The organism is Rhodobacter sp. SGA-6-6 (genome assembly GCF_011043545.1).
GTDB lineage: Bacteria > Pseudomonadota > Alphaproteobacteria > Rhodobacterales > Rhodobacteraceae > Pseudogemmobacter.
Window position 1 is genome coordinate 463,196 of record NZ_JAAKGP010000001.1, and the last position, 16,142, is coordinate 479,337.

Here is a 16,142-nt window from a genome sequence, read left to right on the forward strand (position 1 = left end):
GTTTCCTTCATTTCAAAGCAAACAAGGAGTTCCGCTCATGTCCAAGGATCTGGTCGCCCGGCTGGACGACAAGCTGCGCGCGAAACGCGAGAGTTTCGACCGCATCCCGGTGGTCGACGTGGCCCCGCTGCTGGACGGCAGCGGCAAGCAGGCGGTGGCCAGGCAGATCCGCTGGGCGCTGTCGAACGCCGGCTTCATGTATGTGAAGAACCACGGCATCGAGGCCGGCTTCGTCGACGAGGTCTTCGCCGTCACCCGCCGCTTCTTCGACCTGCCGATGGAGCGGAAGATGGCGCTGCACGTGTCGAAGTCCGACGTGGCGCTGCGCGGCTATATCGAGCCCTTCGGCGAGAACACCGATCCCGGCAAGACCCGCGACCTGAAGGAATGCTTCGACATCGGGCCGGAGCGTGCCACGCTGGAAGGCCCGTTCTTCGGCCCGAACCAGTGGCCCGAAGGCTTCCCCGACTTCCAGCGGCTGGTCTACGACTACCACCAGAAGATGGTCGCGCTGTCCCGGCAGCTGCTGCGCGGCATCGCCCTCAGCCTCGACCTGCCGGAGACGCATTTCGAGCCCTTGATGAAGGACCCGATCAGCATCCAGCGCCTGCTGCATTATCCGCCGCAGAACGGCCATGTGTCGGAAGACATCATCGGCATCGGCGCCCATACCGACTACGGCAACCTGACCATCCTGGCGCAGGACGACGTCGGCGGATTGCAGGTGATGAACCGCGACGGCGACTGGGTGGAAGGCACACCCATCCCCGGCCATTTCGTCATCAACATCGGCGACCTGATCCAGAAGCTGACCAACGATGTCTACCTGGCCAACATGCACCGGGTTATCAACACCTCGGGGCGCGAGCGCTATTCGATCCCCTTCTTCATCGACGCCGACTACGACGCGGTGATCGCGCCGCTGCCCTCCTGCGTGACCGAGGCCAATCCGCAGCGCTACCAGCCGGTCACCTGCGGCGCGCACAAGTTCGGCCGCTTCGCCGCCAGCTATGCCCATCTGAAGCAGCCGGCCTGAGGCGCGGTCAGAAATCCCAGTCCTCGTCCTCCGTCGCCACCGCCTTGCCGATGACATAGGACGAGCCGCTGCCGGAGAAGAAATCGTGGTTCTCGCTGTCGGGCGACAGCGCGGCCAGGATCGCGGGGTTCACCTCGCAGGCGGCCGGCGGGAACAGCGCCTCGTAGCCGAGGTTTTGCAAGGCCTTGTTGGCGTTGTAATGCAGGAAGGCCTTCACGTCCTCGGTCAGGCCGAGGCCGTCATACAGTTCCTCGGTGTATTTCTGCTCGATGTCGTAGAGGTCGAAGATCAGCGCGAAGGCATGGTCCTTCAGTTCCTGCCGCCGTGCCTCGCCCTCGCGCTCCAGCGCGCGCTGGTATTTGTAGCCGATGTAATAGCCGTGCACCGCCTCGTCGCGGATGATCAGGCGGATCAGGTCGGCGGTGTTGGTCAGCCTGGCGCGGCTGGACCAATACATCGGCAGGTAGAAGCCGGAGTAGAACAGGAAGGACTCCAGGAAGACGCTGGCGATCTTGCGCTTCAGCGGGTCGGCGCCGGGGGCGTAGTCGGCCAGGATCGTCCGCGCCTTGGCCTGCAGATGCGGGTTCTCCTCGGACCAGCGGAAGGCCTCGTCCACCTCCCTGGTCAGGCAGAGGGTGGAGAAGATCGAGGAATAGCTGCGGGCATGGACCGCCTCCATGAAGGCGATGTTGGTCAGCACCGCCTCCTCGTGCGGGGTCTGCGCATCGGGCAGCATCGAGGGCGCGCCGACGGTGTTCTGCACGGTGTCCAAGAGCGTCAGCCCGGTGAAGACCCGGATGGTCAGCTCCCGCTCCTCCGGCCGCAGCGTCGCCCAGCTTTGCACGTCGTTCGACAGCGGCACCTTCTCGGGCAGCCAGAAGTTCGCGGTCAGCCGGTTCCAGACCTCAATGTCCTTGTCGTCCTGCATCCGGTTCCAGTTGATCGCCTTCAGCGGCGCGCGCACCACGGCATCCTTCATTTCATCTGTCCTCAAATATCCCACGGGGGTCCGGGGGTGTGAAACCCCCGGCGCTTTCCGCCAATCACAACGTGCAGGACACGCAGCCCTGCACCTCGGTCCCTTCCAGCGCGGCCTGGCGCAGGCGGATGTAGTAGATCGTCTTGATCCCCTTCTTCCAGGCGTGGATCTGCGCCCGGTTGATGTCGCGCGTCGTCGCCTCGGCCGGGAAGAACAGCGTCAGGCTCAGCCCCTGGTCGACGTGCTCGGTCGCCGCGGCATAGGTGTCGATGATCGCCTCCGGCCCGATCTCGTAGGCGTCGCGGTAGTAGTCCAGGTTGTCGTTGGTCATGAAGGCGGCGGGGTAGTAGACCCGGCCGATCTTGCCCTCCTTCCGCACCTCGATCTTGGCCACGATGGGATGGATCGACGAGGTGGAGTTGTTGATGTAGCTGATCGACCCGGTGGGCGGCACCGCCTGCAGGTTGCGGTTGTAGAGGCCGTGTTTCATCACGTCCCCCTTCAGCTTCGCCCAGTCCTCGCGCGTCGGCAGCGCGATCCCCGCGAACACCCGCGCCACACCGGGCAGGGTCGGCAGCCAGTCGCGCGTTGTGTATTTGTCGAAGAACGACCCGTCGGCGTATGTCGACTTGTCGAAGTCCTTGAAGGTGCTGCCCTTTTCCTGCGCCAGCAGGCAGGAGGCGCGGATCGCGTGATAGGCCACCGCGGCGAAATACACCGATGTGAACTCGATCCCTTCCGGGCTGCCGTAATGGATGCGTTCCCGCGCGAGGAAGCCGTGCAGGTTCATCTGGCCGAGGCCCACGGCATGGGCCTCGTCATTACCGCGGCGGATGGAAGGCACGGCGTCGATGGCGGACATCTCCGACACAGCGGTCAGCGCCCGGATCGAGCACTCCACCGTGGCGCCGAAATCCGGGCCGTCCATGGTGGCGGCGATGTTCAGCGACCCGAGGTTGCAGGAGATGTCGGTGCCCAGCCGGGCATAGGACAGGTCCTCGTTGTAGGTGCTGGCCTCGTTCACTTGCAGGATTTCCGAACAGAGGTTCGACATGGTGATGCGGCCGTGGATCGGATTGGCCCGGTTCACCGTGTCCTCGAACATGATGTAGGGATAGCCGGATTCGAACTGGATCTCGGCGAGGGTCTGGAAGAACTCCCGCGCGTTGATCTTCTTCTTCCTGATCCGCTTGTCGTCCACCATCTCGGCGTATTTCTCGGTGACGGAAATCTCCGAGAATGGCAGGCCGTAGACCTTCTGCACATCATGGGGCGAGAACAGATACATGTCCTCGTTCCGCTTCGCCAGGTCGAAGGTGATGTCCGGGATCACCACGCCAAGGCTCAGGGTCTTGATCCTGATCTTCTCGTCGGCGTTCTCGCGCTTGGTGTCCAGGAAACGCAGGATGTCGGGGTGGTGGGCGTTCAGATAGACCGCCCCCGCCCCCTGCCTTGCGCCCAACTGGTTGGCGTAGCTGAAGGAATCCTCCAGCAGTTTCATCACCGGGATGACGCCCGAGGACTGGTTCTCGATCCCCTTGATCGGGGCCCCGGCCTCGCGCAGGTTGGTCAGCATCAGGGCCACGCCGCCGCCGCGCTTCGACAATTGCAGGGCCGAGTTGATGGAGCGGCCGATGCTCTCCATGTTGTCCTCCACCCGCAGCAGGAAACAGGAGATCAGCTCGCCGCGCGACTGTTTCCCGGCGTTCAGGAAGGTCGGCGTGGCGGGCTGGAAGCGGCCGGAGATGATCTCGTCCATGAAGCGCAGCGCCAGCGCCTCGTCGCCGCGGGCCAGCGTCAGGGCGACCATCACCACCCGGTCCTCGTAGCGCTCCAGATAGCGTGCGCCATCGCGGGTCTTCAGCGTGTAGCTGGTGTAATACTTGAAGGCGCCCAGGAAGGTGGGGAAGCGGAACTTGCGGGCATAGGCCTCGTCCCAGATCTTCCGCTGGAAGTTGCGGGAATACTGGTCCAGCACCGCGGCTTCATAATAGCCCTCGTTCACCAGATAGCCCAGCTTCTCGTCAAGGCTGTGGAAGAACACGGTGTTCTGGTTGACGTGCTGCAGGAAATACTGCCGCGCCGCCATCCGGTCGGCGTCGAAGCGGATGCGGCCGTCCTCGTCGTAGAGGTTCAGCATCGCGTTCAGCGCATGGTAGTCCAGCGCGGGTTTCACGGCGTCAAGCATGGCGCTCCCCGGAAGGTTTCCAGCCCCATCTTCGCGAGTCCTTCGCGGATGCGGGCGATGTCGGTCTCGGTTCCCGCCAGCTCGAACTTGTAGAGCAGGGGGACATTGCATTTCGCGGCGATCACCTCGCCGGCGCTGGCGAAGAGCCGGCCGAAGTTGCGGTTGCCGCCGGCGATGACGCCGCGGATCAGGGCGCGGCGGCCGGGATCGTTCAGGAAGCGGATCACCGGCTTCGCCACCGCGCCGCGGCCCTGGCCGTCGGCATAGGTCGGGCAGATCAGGACATAGGGGCCTTCGGGCAGCGGCATCCCGGCCTCGGGCGAGATCGGGATGCGCAGGGCGGGCAGCCCCAGCCGCGCGACAAGGCGTGCGGTGTTGCCGGAAGCCGATGAATAATAGACCAGCCCCGGCATCGCCGTCAGGCCAGCCGGCCGATCATGTCGGGCCGGAAGCCCGCCCAATGCGCCTCGCCCGCCACCACCACCGGGGCCTGCCGGTAGCCCAGGCCGGTGACCAGTTCCATCGCCGCGGCGTCCTCGGTCAGGTCGACGAGGCTGTAGGAAATGCCGCGGGCGTCCAGCGCACGGGTGGTGGCGGTGCATTGCACGCAGGCGGGCTTGGAATAGACGGTGATGCTCAAGGCTCTGTCCCCATTTCTTGTTCTGGCAACGGGGATGCGGCGTGGACGCGGCGGGAAAACCTGCCGGAGCCACGACGCCGCGCCCGCCGCACGGTTTCGTCTCGGTGTCCTGGCAGGTCTCCTGGCTTGCGGGTCTCGGCTTCGCCGGCCTTCCCGGGGTGTCCCGCCCCAGTGGCATTCCGGTTTCGCTCGCCGCTTACAGTTGCGGGGGCAGCGCCGGCATCGCACCGGCTTCCCTCTTCACCCCCGAGTCGCCCCGGGGGAACCATGACACCACCATTGGTGGGCTTTGCGCCCGGGTTTGTCAATATCTTGTGGCGGCCAATCCTAGACCCGCAGCGCCGGGCGTTCCGCTGCCTCCACCCGGCCGATCACGGCGGCCTGGGTGAAGCCGTGGCTGCGGAAGCAGTCCAGCACCGCGCCCGCGGCCTCCGCCGCGCAGGAAACCAGCAGCCCGCCGCTGGTCTGCGGATCGGTCAGCAGGGCGCGGTCCTCGTCGGAGAGGACACCTTCCACCTGCGCGCCATAGCTGTCCCAGTTCCGCGCCGAGGCGCCGGTGACGAAGCCGCCCTGCACCAGCCCGCGCGCGCCCTGCAGCACCGGCACCGAGGTCAGGTCCAGCCGCACCGCGCAGCCCGAGCCGCGAGCCATCTCCAGCGCGTGGCCGGCAAGGCCGAAGCCGGTGACGTCGGTCATCGCATGGACGCCCGGCATCCGCGCCAGTTCCGGCCCCGGCCGGTTCAGCGCGGTGGTGGTCTCGATCATCAGCCGGTAGCCGGCCTCGTCCAGCGCCCCCTTCTTGAGCGCCGCCGAGAAGACGCCGACCCCCAGCCCCTTGCCGAGGATCAGCACATCCCCCGGCTGCGCGCCGGAGTTGCGCTTCAGGTCGCGCGGATCGACCAGGCCGAGGGCGACCAGGCCATAGATCGGCTCCACCGAGTCGATGGTATGGCCGCCCGCCACCGGAATGCCGGCCTCGCGGCAGGCGGCGGCCCCGCCTTCCAGGATCTTGCCGATGGTGGCGGTGGACAGCACCTTTACCGGCATCCCCACCAGCGCCAGCGCCAGGATCGGCCGGCCGCCCATGGCATAGACATCGCTGATCGCATTGGTCGCGGCGATGCGGCCGAAGTCCATGGGATCGTCGACGATGGGCATGAAGAAATCGGTCGTTGCCACCAGCGCCTGCGTCTCGCTGATCCGATAGACCGCGGCGTCGTCCGAGGTCTCGGTCCCCACCAGCAGTTCGGGCGGCACCGGCAGCGCCGGGGTGGCGCGCAGGATGCTCTCCAGCACGCCGGGGGCGATCTTGCAGCCGCAGCCGCCGCCATGGGAGAGGGAGCTCAGTCGGGGTTCGGTCATCTAATCGCTCCGTATCATCCCGGCCAGCCGGTCCGCCGCCGCGGCCAGCCCATCGGGGCCAAGGGTTGCAAGGTGCAGCACCCGCCGCGGCACGTCGCTGCGCGAGCGGTGCTTCAGGTAGCGCGGATCGTAATGTGCCGCGACCAGCTGCCCGGCAAGTTCCACGAAATCGCCCCTGGCCGCCAGCGCCTGCCAGTCTTCGATCCGCTCGGCGGCGTGGTAGGGGCGCAGAAGATCGATGGTCGCCGCCAGCCGCGCCGGATCGGCGGTGACATCGGCATAGGCGCGGGCGAGGTAGGCCGCGCGCTCCTCCAGCGGCGCCTCCAGCTCGATCCGCGGCGCGGCGCAAAGCGCTTTCCACAGCGCCGGCGGCAGGCGGCAGTCGCCGACCATGGCGCTTTCGGCCTCCACCACCACCGGGCGCGACGGGTCCAGCCCGGCCAGCAGATGCGCCAGCCGCCCCTCGAACATCCGCTGCGAGGGCTGCCTCCCGCGCCCGCCGAACAGCGAGCCGCGGTGGTTGGCCAGCCCTTCCAGGTCGATCACCTGCACCCCGCGTGCCGCCAGCAGGTGCAGGAGTTCCGTCTTCGCCGTGCCGGTATTGCCGTCCAGCACGGTCAGCCGCCTCGGCACCGCCTCCAGCTGCTGCAGCACCAGCCCGCGCCAGGCCTTGTAGCCGCCGGCGATGGTCTCCACCCGCCAGCCGATCTGCGCCAGGATGGTGGCGAAGGAGCCGGAGCGCTGCCCGCCCCGCCAGCAATAGACCAGCGGCCGCCAGCCGCCGGGCCTGTCGGCCAGCGCCCCCTCCAGATGCCGCGCCGCGTTGCGGGCAACCAGCGCCGCACCGATCTTGCGCGCGGCGAAAGGGGCGACCTGCTTGTAGATCGTGCCGACCCGGGCCCGTTCCTCGTCGTCCAGCACCGGAAGGTTGATGGCGCCGGGCAGGTGGTCCTCGGCGAATTCCGACGGCGCCCGCACGTCGATGATGTCATCGAAGCGCAGCGCGGCAAGGTCGGTCAGCGAGGCAAGCGTCAGGGCCATGCCGCAGGGTTAGAGCAAATCCGCCGCGGCCGGAAGCCGTCACGCCAAGGCCCCACCCCCGTCTCAGCCGGTCGCGACGGAACGATCCTGCGCATTGCGGGTTATCCGGTGGCATCGGACTGCGGAAGGCGGAAGACATGGCGCCCCGGGCGAACTGGAAGGGCACGTTGAGGGTGGCCGAGGTCACCTGCGCGGTCGGGCTTTACACCGCCGCCTCGACCTCGGAGCGGATCGCCTTCCATACCATCAACCGGGCGACGGGCCATCGCGTCAGGCGGGAATTCGTCGATGCCGAGACCGGCAAGCCGGTCGACCGCGAGGATCAGGTCAAGGGCTACGAGCTGTCCGAAGGCCAGTATGTCCTGCTGGAGGCCGAGGAGATCGCCGCCGTCGTGCCGGAAAGCGACAAGGTGCTGGCGGTGGAGGTCTTCCTGCCCTGCCGCGAGATCGACGATGTCTATTTCGACAAGCCCTATTACCTCGCCCCGGCCGACCGGCTGGGACAGGAGGCTTTCGCGCTGATCCGCGAAGGGATGGCGGCGTCGAAGGTGGCGGCCATCGCGCGGACCGTGCTGTTCCGGCGGATGCGCACGGTGCTGATCCGCGCCCATGGCCCGGGGCTGGTCGCCACCACGCTGAACTTCGACTACGAGGTCCGCCCGGCCGAGGCCGCCTTCAAGGACATCCCGGCGCTGAAGATCGAGGGCGAGATGCTGGATCTGGCGCAGCACATCATCCAGAGCAAGATGGGCGCCTTCGATCCCTCCAGCTTCGACGACCGCTACGAGGCCGCGCTGGAAGAACTGGTCCGCGCCAAGATCGAGGGCCGCAAGATCGCGCCGCGCCGCGAGGCCAAGCGCGAGACGGTGGTCGACCTGATGCAGGCCCTGCGCGACAGCGCCAAGCTGGAGAAGAAGCCCGCGCGCAAGCCTGCCCCCCGGCGCAAGGCGGGCTAGGCCATGGCGCTGGAGACCTACCGCCAGAAGCGCGACTTCACCGCCACGCCGGAGCCGAAGGGCGCCCGGGCCCGCCGGCGCGGCAACAGCTTCGTCATCCAGAAGCACGCCGCCCGCCGCCTGCACTACGATTTCCGGCTGGAGATGGACGGCGTGCTGCGCAGTTGGGCCGTCACCCGCGGCCCCAGCCTGGTCGCCGGCGAAAAGCGCCTTGCCGTCCATGTCGAGGACCACCCGCTGGCCTATGGCGATTTCGAGGGCACCATCCCCAAGGGCGAATACGGCGGCGGCACGGTGATCGTCTGGGACCGCGGCACCTGGTCGCCGATCGGCGATGCCGCCAAGGGCTATGCCAAGGGCCATCTGGAGTTCGAGCTTGCGGGGGAAAAGCTGCACGGCCGCTGGCACCTGATCCGCATGCAGGGCCGGCCGGGCGAGAAGCGCGAGAACTGGCTGCTGATCAAGGCGGACGACGAGGCGGCGCGGCCCGAGGGCGCGCCGGACATCCTGGAGGAGCAGCCGCTGTCGGTGAAGACCGGGCGCGACATCCCGGACGTGGCGGGCGAGGCGCCGGGCTGGTCCTCGAAGACGGGGCCTATCAAGCCCGCCCGCAAGCGCAAGGCCCCGAAACCGGAGCCGGAGGAGGAAACCGATCTTCCCCCGCCCGACCCGTCCCGGCTGAAGGGCGCGCGGACGGACCGGCTGCCCGATTTCGTCCCGCCGATGCTGGCCACCCTTGCCTCGGCCGCCCCCACCGGCCCGCGCTGGCTGCACGAGATCAAGTTCGACGGCTACCGCCTGCAGGCGCGGATCGAGGCCGGGCGGGTGAAGCTCTTGACCCGCAGCGGGCTGGACTGGACCGACCGCTTCGGCAAATCCGTGCCCGCCGCCCTGCGCGACCTGCCCGTCGGCACCGCGCTGATCGACGGCGAGATGGTGGTGGAGACCGACAGCGGCGCCTCGGACTTCTCGGCGCTGCAGGCCGACCTCAGCGAGGGCCGCAGCGACCGCTTCACCTTCTACGGCTTCGACCTCTTGCACCTCGACGGCTACGACCTGCGCGCGGTGCCTCTGGTCGACCGCAAGGAGATGCTGGAACGGCTGCTGGCCGAGGCCCGCGGCCCGCTGCGCTACAGCGGGCATTTCGCCGAAAGCGGCGCGATGGTGCTGCGCCATGCCTGCCGGCTCAGCCTGGAAGGCATCGTGTCCAAGCTGCGCGACAGCCGCTATGGCGAGGGGCGCGGCAAGTCCTGGATCAAGTCGAAATGCTCGGCCCGGCAGGAGTTCGTCATCGGCGGCTACGTGCCCTCCACCGCCTCGCGCGATGCGGTGGGGTCGCTGGCGCTCGGCGTGTTCAAGGATGGCAAGCTGGTCCATGTCGGCCGCGTCGGCACCGGCTTCACCGCCGCGGTGGCGCGCGACCTGTTCCAGCGCCTGAACCGCATCCGCAGCGACACCAGCCCCTTCGCCGCACCGCTGACCGCCGAACAGGCGCGCGGGCTGCGCTACACCCGCCCGGACCTGGTGGCCGAGGTCGAATTCCGCGCCTGGACCGGCGACGGCCACCTGCGCCACGCCTCGTTCCGCGGCCTGCGCGAGGACAAGCCGGCGACCGAGATCGTGCGCGAGGCCGCGCCCGCCGCGGCAAAACCGGCCCCTGCCCGCCCGGCGATCAAGCTGACCCATCCCGACCGCATATACTGGCCCGACGAAGGCATCACCAAGGAGGGGCTGGCGGATTACTACACCGAGGTCTGGCGCCGCATCGCGCCCTTCGTGGTCAACCGTCCGCTGGCGCTGCTGCGCTGTCCCGAGGGGATAAACGGGCAGAGGTTCTTCCAGAAACATGCCTGGAAGGGCCTCAATCCCGCCATCCGGCTGGTGGACGACCCCAAGGACCCGGGCGATCCGCTGATCAGCATCGACGGGCTGGACGGGCTGATCGCGCTGGTGCAGTCGGCGGCGCTGGAGATCCACCCCTGGGGATCGACGCTGGACGACTGGGAGCGGCCGGACATGATCACCATGGACCTCGACCCCGGCGAGGGGGTGGAGTGGCAGCGGGTGATCGACGCCGCGCAGGAGGTGCGGCAGCGGCTGACCGATGCGGGGCTGGCGGCCTTCGTCAAGACCTCGGGCGGGAAAGGGCTGCATGTGGTGGCGCCGCTGAAACCCCATGCCGGCTGGCCGGAGGTGAAGGCCTTCACCAAGGCAATGGCCGAGGCGATGGCGGCGGATTCCCCCGACCTTTACGTCGCCACCATCGCCAAGGCCAAGCGCAAGGGGCGGATCCTGATCGACTATCTGCGCAACCAGCGCGGGGCGACGGCGGTGTCCGCCTGGTGCCCCCGCGCCCGCCCCGGCGCCGCCGTCTCCACCCCGCTGGGGTGGGAGGAACTGGGGCCGGAGATCGGGCCGGCGCATTTCACGATTCCGAACCTGACCGCCCGGCTGGCGGCGCTGGCCAAGGACCCCTGGGACGGATTCCGGGCCGCCGCGGCGCCGCTGAAACCGGGGAAGGGCTGACTTCGGCTCGCCCTGCACCCCGTGCCTTCATCTTGGTGAAAATACTCTGCGGAGGGTCCGGGGGGTGCACCCCCCCCCCCCCGGCCGCCAGCCAAGGGCGCTGAGGGGTCCGGGAATCCGATACAACCCGGTCACTTGCCCTTCTTCTCGGCCGCAAGGCTGCGCTTCAGCGCATCCATGATGTTGACCACGTTGTCCTTCGGCGGCTCGGCGGCCTTGGGCTTCGCCGGCTTGCGGGCCTTCTTCCGGGCCGCGATCAGCTCCAGCAGCCGATCCTGCACCGGGTCCGAGGCCATCTCGGGCGACCAAGGCTTCTTGCGCTCCTCGATCAGCCGGCGGACCAGCTTCATCAGCGCGGGCTCCGGCTTGCCGGCATCGACGCCGGCGAAATAGTCGCCCTCGTCTCGCACCTCGTCGCCGAAGCGCAGGGTCCAGACCACGATGCCCTTGCCCCGCGGCTCCAGCATCACCGCCCGCTCGCGCCGGTAGAGCACCAGCCGCGCGATGCCGACGGTGCCGCTGGCCGCCATCGCCTCGCGGATTACCGAGAAGGCCTCTTCCCCCACCCGGTCGGCGGGCGACAGGTAATGCGGCCGGTCATACCAGATCCAGCCGATGCTGTCGGCCGGCACGAACATGTCGATGTCGATGGTGCGGGTGCTTTCCAGCGCGACGCTGTCCAGTTCCTCGTCCTCCAGCAGCACGAAATCGTCCTCGCCGCGGGCATAGCCCTTGACCTCGTCCTCCTCGCGGACCGGCTTGCCGGTCACGGCATCGACGTAGCGGCTGACCACCCGGTTGCCGGTGGCGGCGTTCATGGTGCGGAAGCGCACCTTCTCGCCCTCGCTGGTGGCGGGGGCCATGGTGACAGGGCAATTCACCAGCGACAGCTTCAGATAGCCCTTCCAGAACGGTCTCGGCGCCATTCGCCCGCCCTCAGCAATCGTTGTCCTTGTCGATCCGGCCCGGGTGGGCGCGATCCTCGCACATCGCGCTGTCGGGATTGCGCCCGCGCGGGATCGAGGGTTCGTCGGTGCCCTGCGCGATGGCATGGCGGCGCACCTCTTCGGGCGTCACCCGCTTCTGCTCGCGCGTCAGGCCCTCCGGTTCGGGCTTGGCTGCCTGCTCGTCGGGGCTGGTCGCCTCCCAGGCCTGGCTGCCGTAGAAGCCTTCTTCCTGCACGCCGCGCACGTTGTCGGCCGGCCTGTCGCCCTGCTGCGCCGGGTTCACCGTGCGGAACGCCTCGGGGCGATGCGCCGAGCCTTCCGGCAGCGCCTGTGCATTGCGGCCCGGCTCCACCGGAATGGAGCGCTTCTCCGCCGCCGCTTTGGGATCCAGTGCCATGACGGCCTCCTTCCTTCTGCCCGTATCGGGTGCAGGGACAATGCACGGGCGGCCGGATTGTTCCGCCGGACATCGGGAGAATGGCCGTGTCCTTGCCGATACAGTCCCGGCAAAGAGCGACTTGCGGCTCATGCGCGTGGATGGATCAGCCGGCGTCCAGGACCCTGTAGCTGGGGGCGAAGATGTCCTCGACCGGCGGGTGATGCAGGGTGCGCAGGGGGTATTTCGCGATCAGGCCGTCGAACTGCGCCTGCGCCCGGGCGTTCCATTCCTCCAGATCGACGCCGGGCAGTTGGCGGTCGCGCATCACCACCCGGCCGTTGATGATCGAGGTGCGGAAGTCGCGGCCGGTGCCCGACAGCATCATGGTCTGGATCGGGTCGATCACCTGCCCGATGGCGAAATCCGACAGGTCGAAGAGTGTCATGTCCGCCTTCGCCCCCACCGCCAGCCGGCCAAGGTCCGGGCGGCCCAGGGCATCCGCCGCATGGACGGTCGCCGCATCGTAGAAATCCGCCGCCGAGGCCGCGGTCACCGAATGGTCGGCCACCCGGCAGAGGCTGATGCCGAGCCGCATGTTCTCCACCATATCTGGCGGGAAGGTGTCGGTGCCGAGGCCGATGCGGATGCCCGCCTTCCGCAGCCGGGCGAAGCTTTCCATGGTGCCGCCGTAGCGCGACAGCACCAGCGGGCAATGGATCAGCGTGGCGCCGCTGGCGGCAAGGATGCCCACGTCGTCCCCCTGCCGCGCCACCTGGCTGTGGCCGGTGAGGAAGACGCCATGCGGCAGCAGCGATCGCTCGCTGAGGAAATCCAGCGACTTCAGCCATTCGATCGGGGTCATGTCGTAGCGGGCGACGATGGAGTCGAATTCGTCCATCGACTGGCAGCAGTGCAGCCGCACCGGCACGCCGTATTCGGCCGAGACGGCGGCAGAGCGGCGGATCAGCTCGGGCGTGCAGTTCTCGATCCGGTCGGGGGCCAGCATCCCGCGGATCAGACCGCCATGGGCGCCATCGAAGCTGCGGATGTAGCGTTCGGCATCGGCAAGGCCCTTCAGCCCGCGCGCCTCGTCCCAATGGGTGTGGAAACTGCCGTCCGCGCGCACCACCTCGACCCCGGTCATGTAGCAGGGGCCGAGATAGGCGCGGATGCCCAGTTCCGCCGCCGACTCGGCCGAGCGGGCGAATTCGTCGTAGGTCTCGGCCCATTTGCGGTAGAACATCGAGGTGATCGGCAGGGCGGTGGTGATACCGTTGCGGATCAGCTGGGCGAAGGCATACTTCATCTTGAAGGTCTGCTCTTCGTCCGAATACATCTCGATCGGGCCGGAGGCGACGTAATCCTCGGGCCAGGTGCGGCCCTTGGCCCAGTCGGGCTGGTTGTCGAAGGCCAGAACCGTGGTGTCGAGGTCGCCGAGTGCGTTCAGGTCGATGAACCCCGGGCCGAGGACGGCGTTGCCGCCGTCGATCTCGGCATCGACCGGGCCTTCGTAGCCGCGGCCCACGAAGATGATGGTGTCGCCGCGGAAGACGACCTCGCCGTCCCGCAGCGTCCGGTGCGAGGTGCCGTCCCAGGCGATCACATGGCGGGCGCGGACACGGGTGGTCGTCATTGCGGCAGTCCTTTCTTCGCGGAGTCGGGCAGCGCCCAGCGGTCCATGCCCACGGGCGTGGCAAGCGCACGGTCATACATGGCGCGGTAATGGGGGGCGAGTTCGTCGGCGGCTGTCTTGCAGCGCGCCATGTAGTCGGCGAATTCGGCGGCGCTGTCGCGGGCCTCGGCCAGCAGCGCCTCCTCGTCCACCCGGGTCAGGCGGCCGCCCTCCACCACCACCTCGCCGCCCACCAGAACGGTGCGGACCGATCCGCCGGTCTCGCAATAGACCAGCTGGCGGCGGATGTCGTTCAGCGGGGTGAAGGGCAGCGTGGACAGGTCGAGCATCGTCAGGTCCGCCTGCCAGCCGGGCGCGATGCGGCCGGTGGGCACCGGCAGCCGCATCGCCCGCGCCCCGGCATGGGTCAGCGCGCCGAGAATCTCCTGCGGGGTGATCCAGCTGCGGAACTCGGGGTCGGTGACGTTGTGCATCAGGCCGGCCACCTTGCCGACGGTCCACAGGTTGATGCCATCGTCGGTATTGGCCTCGTCATTGCCGAGGCAGACGTTGATCCCCGCCTGCCGAAGCTGCCGCCAGCGCATGATGCCGCTGCCGATCTTCAGGTTCGACACCGGGTTGTGCGCGACCGAGGCGCCGCTGTCGGCGATCAGCCGGATGTCCTCGTCGTCGACCCAGATGGCGTGGATGACCATGGCCTGCTCGGTCAGCACGCCCATGTCGTGGGCATAGCGGACCAGCGACTTGCCGTAGACCTCCTGCCCCAGCACCCGCTGCAGCCGGGTTTCCAGGATGTGCATGTCGTAGGGGATGTCCATCTCCTGCGCGATGCGGCCGAGGGCGCGGAAATACTCCGGCGTCACCCGCTGCGGGGCCGAGCAACTGACGGCGGCGCGCAGCCGCCCCCCGGCGCGGTTGTGCCAGCGGTCGATGTAGCGGGCGTAGTGGTCCAGCAGCTCGCGGTCCGACATCCGCGGCGCCGCCTCCATCCGGGCGCGCAGCGGCGCGGGCAGGATTTCGGACAGGAACGGGTATTTCGCCGTCTCGGCCACGTTGGGCTGGTCCAGCGTGACCGTGGCCCGCATCCCGGCATCCTGGTAGGCCTGCATCACCGCATCCACCTCGTCCCCTGTCACCACCGGAACGAAGAAGCAGTCGTCATGCACCGCGGTCACGCCCTGCTTCAGCATCTCGATGATGCCCAGCATGGTGCGCAGATAGGCGAAGCGCGGCGTCGCCAGCCGGTCCATCAGCGGCGGCACCTCGTAGAGCATGAACAGCTCCAGCGGCCAGTTCTCCAGCGCGCCCTTCATGAAGTTGCCGGGCGAGTGGAAATGGCCGTTGACCAGCCCGGGGATGACCAGCTTCCCGGTGCCGTCGATCACCCCGGCACCGGGCGAGGCCGAGGCGGCGGTGCCCGGCCCGACGGCGCGGATCAGCCCGCCCTCGATCACCACATCGGCGCGCGGGTGCAGGCGATCGCTGTCGTCCAGCGTCAGGACGGTGGCGTTGCGGATGACGGTGGCGGCGGGGGTCATCGCTTCTCCTTCGCGGGTCGGACGAGGCGCAGGCGGGTGCGCGGGTCGAGGCTGTCGCGCAAGCTGTCGCCCAGCAGGTTGAAGGCCATCACCAGCACGGTGATCGCCAGCCCGGGGATGGCGGCGATATGCGGAGCGTTGAAGATGAAGCTGCGCCCCTCGCTGGTCATGATGCCCCATTCCGCCGTCGGCGGCTGGACCCCGAGACCCAGGAACGACAGCCCGGCGGCGGTGATCACCACCGCGCCGATGATGGTGCAGGAATAGACCACCGAGGCGGCGACGACGTTCGGCAGCATCTCGACCAGCAGGATCTTCATATCCGGCGTCGCCATGGCGCGGGCGGCCTCGACATAGGCCTGCTCGCGCTCCAGGCAGGCGGCGGCATAGACCACGCGGGTGTTGTAGGGGATCAGGGTGACGACCAGCGCGATCATCATGTTGGCGATGCCCGGCCCCATCAGCGCGGCCAGCAGGATCGCCAGCAGCGCCATCGGGAAGGCGAACAGCACGTCCATCACCCGCATGATCACCGCGCCCATGCCGCGATACCAGGCGCCCAGAAGGCCGAGGGGAACCGAGATCGCCGCCCCGATCAGCACCGGCAGGATGCCGCACAGCAGGGTCAGCCGCGCGCCGTAAAGCAGCCGCGAGAGGATGTCGCGGCCCTGGTTGTCCAGCCCCAGCAGGTGGCCGCGGGTTCCGGGCGGCATCAGTCGCAGCTCGGGGTTGGCCTCGTTCGGCGGCCAGGGCGCGATCCAGGGCGCGAAGATCGCGGCAAGGACCATGCCGGCGATGATGGCGGCGGCGATGCGGGCGACCGGATCGCCCAGGACCCCGCGCCAGACGAAATAGAGGTTCGACCGGCGGGGAATGCGCTTCGGGGCGGGGGTGGTGTTGGCGGCGGCAATGGTCAT

14 protein-coding genes and 1 riboswitch are annotated in these 16,142 nt (G+C 68.3%); of the genes, 3 read left to right on the forward strand and 11 right to left on the reverse strand.

All coding sequences use genetic code 11. The features are described 5' to 3' along the window. The first annotated feature begins 37 nt into the window (after positions 1-37). Positions 38-1,036, forward strand: a complete 999-nt coding sequence (locus G5B31_RS02215; RefSeq protein WP_165013339.1) for an isopenicillin N synthase family oxygenase — start codon at positions 38-40, stop codon at positions 1,034-1,036. Between the two features lie 7 nt (positions 1,037-1,043). On the opposite strand, the gene nrdF is transcribed toward G5B31_RS02215, so the two are convergent. From nrdF to mnmH, 6 genes are all read right to left on the reverse strand, one after another. Further along, entirely contained in the window at positions 1,044-2,015 is a 972-nt protein-coding gene (nrdF, locus tag G5B31_RS02220; RefSeq protein WP_165013341.1) for a class 1b ribonucleoside-diphosphate reductase subunit beta, read from the reverse strand. Between the two features lie 64 nt (positions 2,016-2,079). Then, positions 2,080-4,203 (reverse strand): class 1b ribonucleoside-diphosphate reductase subunit alpha, encoded by a 2,124-nt coding sequence (nrdE, locus tag G5B31_RS02225; protein WP_165013343.1) that lies wholly within the window; start codon positions 4,201-4,203, stop codon positions 2,080-2,082. Beyond that, positions 4,188-4,616, reverse strand: coding sequence for a class Ib ribonucleoside-diphosphate reductase assembly flavoprotein NrdI (gene nrdI, locus G5B31_RS02230; protein ID WP_165013345.1), 429 nt, complete (start codon positions 4,614-4,616; stop codon positions 4,188-4,190). Before nrdI ends, nrdE begins: the two co-directional genes overlap by 16 nt. A 5-nt stretch (positions 4,617-4,621) precedes the next feature. Continuing rightward, positions 4,622-4,843: a glutaredoxin-like protein NrdH gene (gene nrdH, locus G5B31_RS02235; protein WP_165013347.1), complete on the reverse strand. Its 222-nt coding sequence runs from the start codon at positions 4,841-4,843 to the stop codon at positions 4,622-4,624. 93 nt (positions 4,844-4,936) lie between these two features. Beyond that, a riboswitch (cobalamin riboswitch) is annotated at positions 4,937-5,128 on the reverse strand. Between the two features lie 42 nt (positions 5,129-5,170). Further along, positions 5,171-6,205, reverse strand: a complete 1,035-nt coding sequence (gene selD, locus G5B31_RS02240; RefSeq protein WP_165013348.1) for a selenide, water dikinase SelD — start codon at positions 6,203-6,205, stop codon at positions 5,171-5,173. Further along, complete coding sequence (gene mnmH / locus G5B31_RS02245) at positions 6,206-7,246, reverse strand: tRNA 2-selenouridine(34) synthase MnmH (RefSeq protein WP_165013349.1); 1,041 nt, start codon at positions 7,244-7,246, stop codon at positions 6,206-6,208. Between the two features lie 137 nt (positions 7,247-7,383). On the opposite strand from mnmH, the gene G5B31_RS02250 reads away from it, so the two are divergent. Together G5B31_RS02250 and ligD are read left to right on the forward strand one after the other, a co-directional pair. After that, entirely contained in the window at positions 7,384-8,202 is an 819-nt protein-coding gene (locus G5B31_RS02250; RefSeq protein ID WP_165013350.1) for a Ku protein, read from the forward strand. Between the two features lie 3 nt (positions 8,203-8,205). Beyond that, complete coding sequence (gene ligD, locus G5B31_RS02255) at positions 8,206-10,728, forward strand: DNA ligase D (RefSeq protein WP_165013351.1); 2,523 nt, start codon at positions 8,206-8,208, stop codon at positions 10,726-10,728. A 131-nt stretch (positions 10,729-10,859) separates the two neighbouring features. Here the strand turns inward: ligD and G5B31_RS02260 are convergent, their stop codons facing one another. The 5 genes from G5B31_RS02260 to G5B31_RS02280 form a co-directional block, all read right to left on the reverse strand. Next, on the reverse strand, positions 10,860-11,654 hold the full coding sequence (locus G5B31_RS02260) for a Ku protein (protein WP_165013352.1): 795 nt from the start codon (positions 11,652-11,654) through the stop codon (positions 10,860-10,862). Positions 11,655-11,664: 10 nt separating this feature from the next. Next, the gene (locus G5B31_RS02265; protein WP_165013353.1) at positions 11,665-12,072 is read right to left on the reverse strand and encodes a hypothetical protein; all 408 of its coding nucleotides are present in this window, start codon (positions 12,070-12,072) and stop codon (positions 11,665-11,667) included. 145 nt (positions 12,073-12,217) lie between these two features. Further along, positions 12,218-13,687, reverse strand: coding sequence for an amidohydrolase family protein (locus G5B31_RS02270; protein WP_165013354.1), 1,470 nt, complete (start codon positions 13,685-13,687; stop codon positions 12,218-12,220). After that, a complete protein-coding gene (locus tag G5B31_RS02275; RefSeq protein ID WP_165013355.1) occupies positions 13,684-15,225 on the reverse strand; it encodes an amidohydrolase family protein in 1,542 nt (513 codons plus the stop codon). The genes G5B31_RS02270 and G5B31_RS02275 overlap by 4 nt, the downstream gene beginning before the upstream one ends. Next, positions 15,222-16,142 carry an ABC transporter permease gene (locus tag G5B31_RS02280; protein WP_165013357.1) on the reverse strand — a complete coding sequence of 307 codons (921 nt, stop codon included), beginning with the start codon at positions 16,140-16,142 and terminating at the stop codon, positions 15,222-15,224. The genes G5B31_RS02275 and G5B31_RS02280 overlap by 4 nt, the downstream gene beginning before the upstream one ends.

Bases quoted from the DNA above. Each gene is read 5' to 3' on its own strand.
- mnmH (WP_165013349.1), bottom strand. From the start codon at position 7,246: ATGGCCCTGACGCTTGCCTCGCTGACCGACCTTGCCGCGCTGCGCTTC.
- G5B31_RS02215 (WP_165013339.1), top strand. From the start codon at position 38: ATGTCCAAGGATCTGGTCGCCCGGCTGGACGACAAGCTGCGCGCGAAA.
- selD (WP_165013348.1), bottom strand. From the start codon at position 6,205: ATGACCGAACCCCGACTGAGCTCCCTCTCCCATGGCGGCGGCTGCGGC.
- G5B31_RS02280 (WP_165013357.1), bottom strand. From the start codon at position 16,142: ATGACCATTGCCGCCGCCAACACCACCCCCGCCCCGAAGCGCATTCCC.
- G5B31_RS02270 (WP_165013354.1), bottom strand. From the start codon at position 13,687: ATGACGACCACCCGTGTCCGCGCCCGCCATGTGATCGCCTGGGACGGC.
- nrdE (WP_165013343.1), bottom strand. From the start codon at position 4,203: ATGCTTGACGCCGTGAAACCCGCGCTGGACTACCATGCGCTGAACGCG.
- ligD (WP_165013351.1), top strand. From the start codon at position 8,206: ATGGCGCTGGAGACCTACCGCCAGAAGCGCGACTTCACCGCCACGCCG.
- nrdF (WP_165013341.1), bottom strand. From the start codon at position 2,015: ATGAAGGATGCCGTGGTGCGCGCGCCGCTGAAGGCGATCAACTGGAAC.
- G5B31_RS02260 (WP_165013352.1), bottom strand. From the start codon at position 11,654: ATGGCGCCGAGACCGTTCTGGAAGGGCTATCTGAAGCTGTCGCTGGTG.
- G5B31_RS02275 (WP_165013355.1), bottom strand. From the start codon at position 15,225: ATGACCCCCGCCGCCACCGTCATCCGCAACGCCACCGTCCTGACGCTG.
- G5B31_RS02250 (WP_165013350.1), top strand. From the start codon at position 7,384: ATGGCGCCCCGGGCGAACTGGAAGGGCACGTTGAGGGTGGCCGAGGTC.
- nrdI (WP_165013345.1), bottom strand. From the start codon at position 4,616: ATGCCGGGGCTGGTCTATTATTCATCGGCTTCCGGCAACACCGCACGC.
- G5B31_RS02265 (WP_165013353.1), bottom strand. From the start codon at position 12,072: ATGGCACTGGATCCCAAAGCGGCGGCGGAGAAGCGCTCCATTCCGGTG.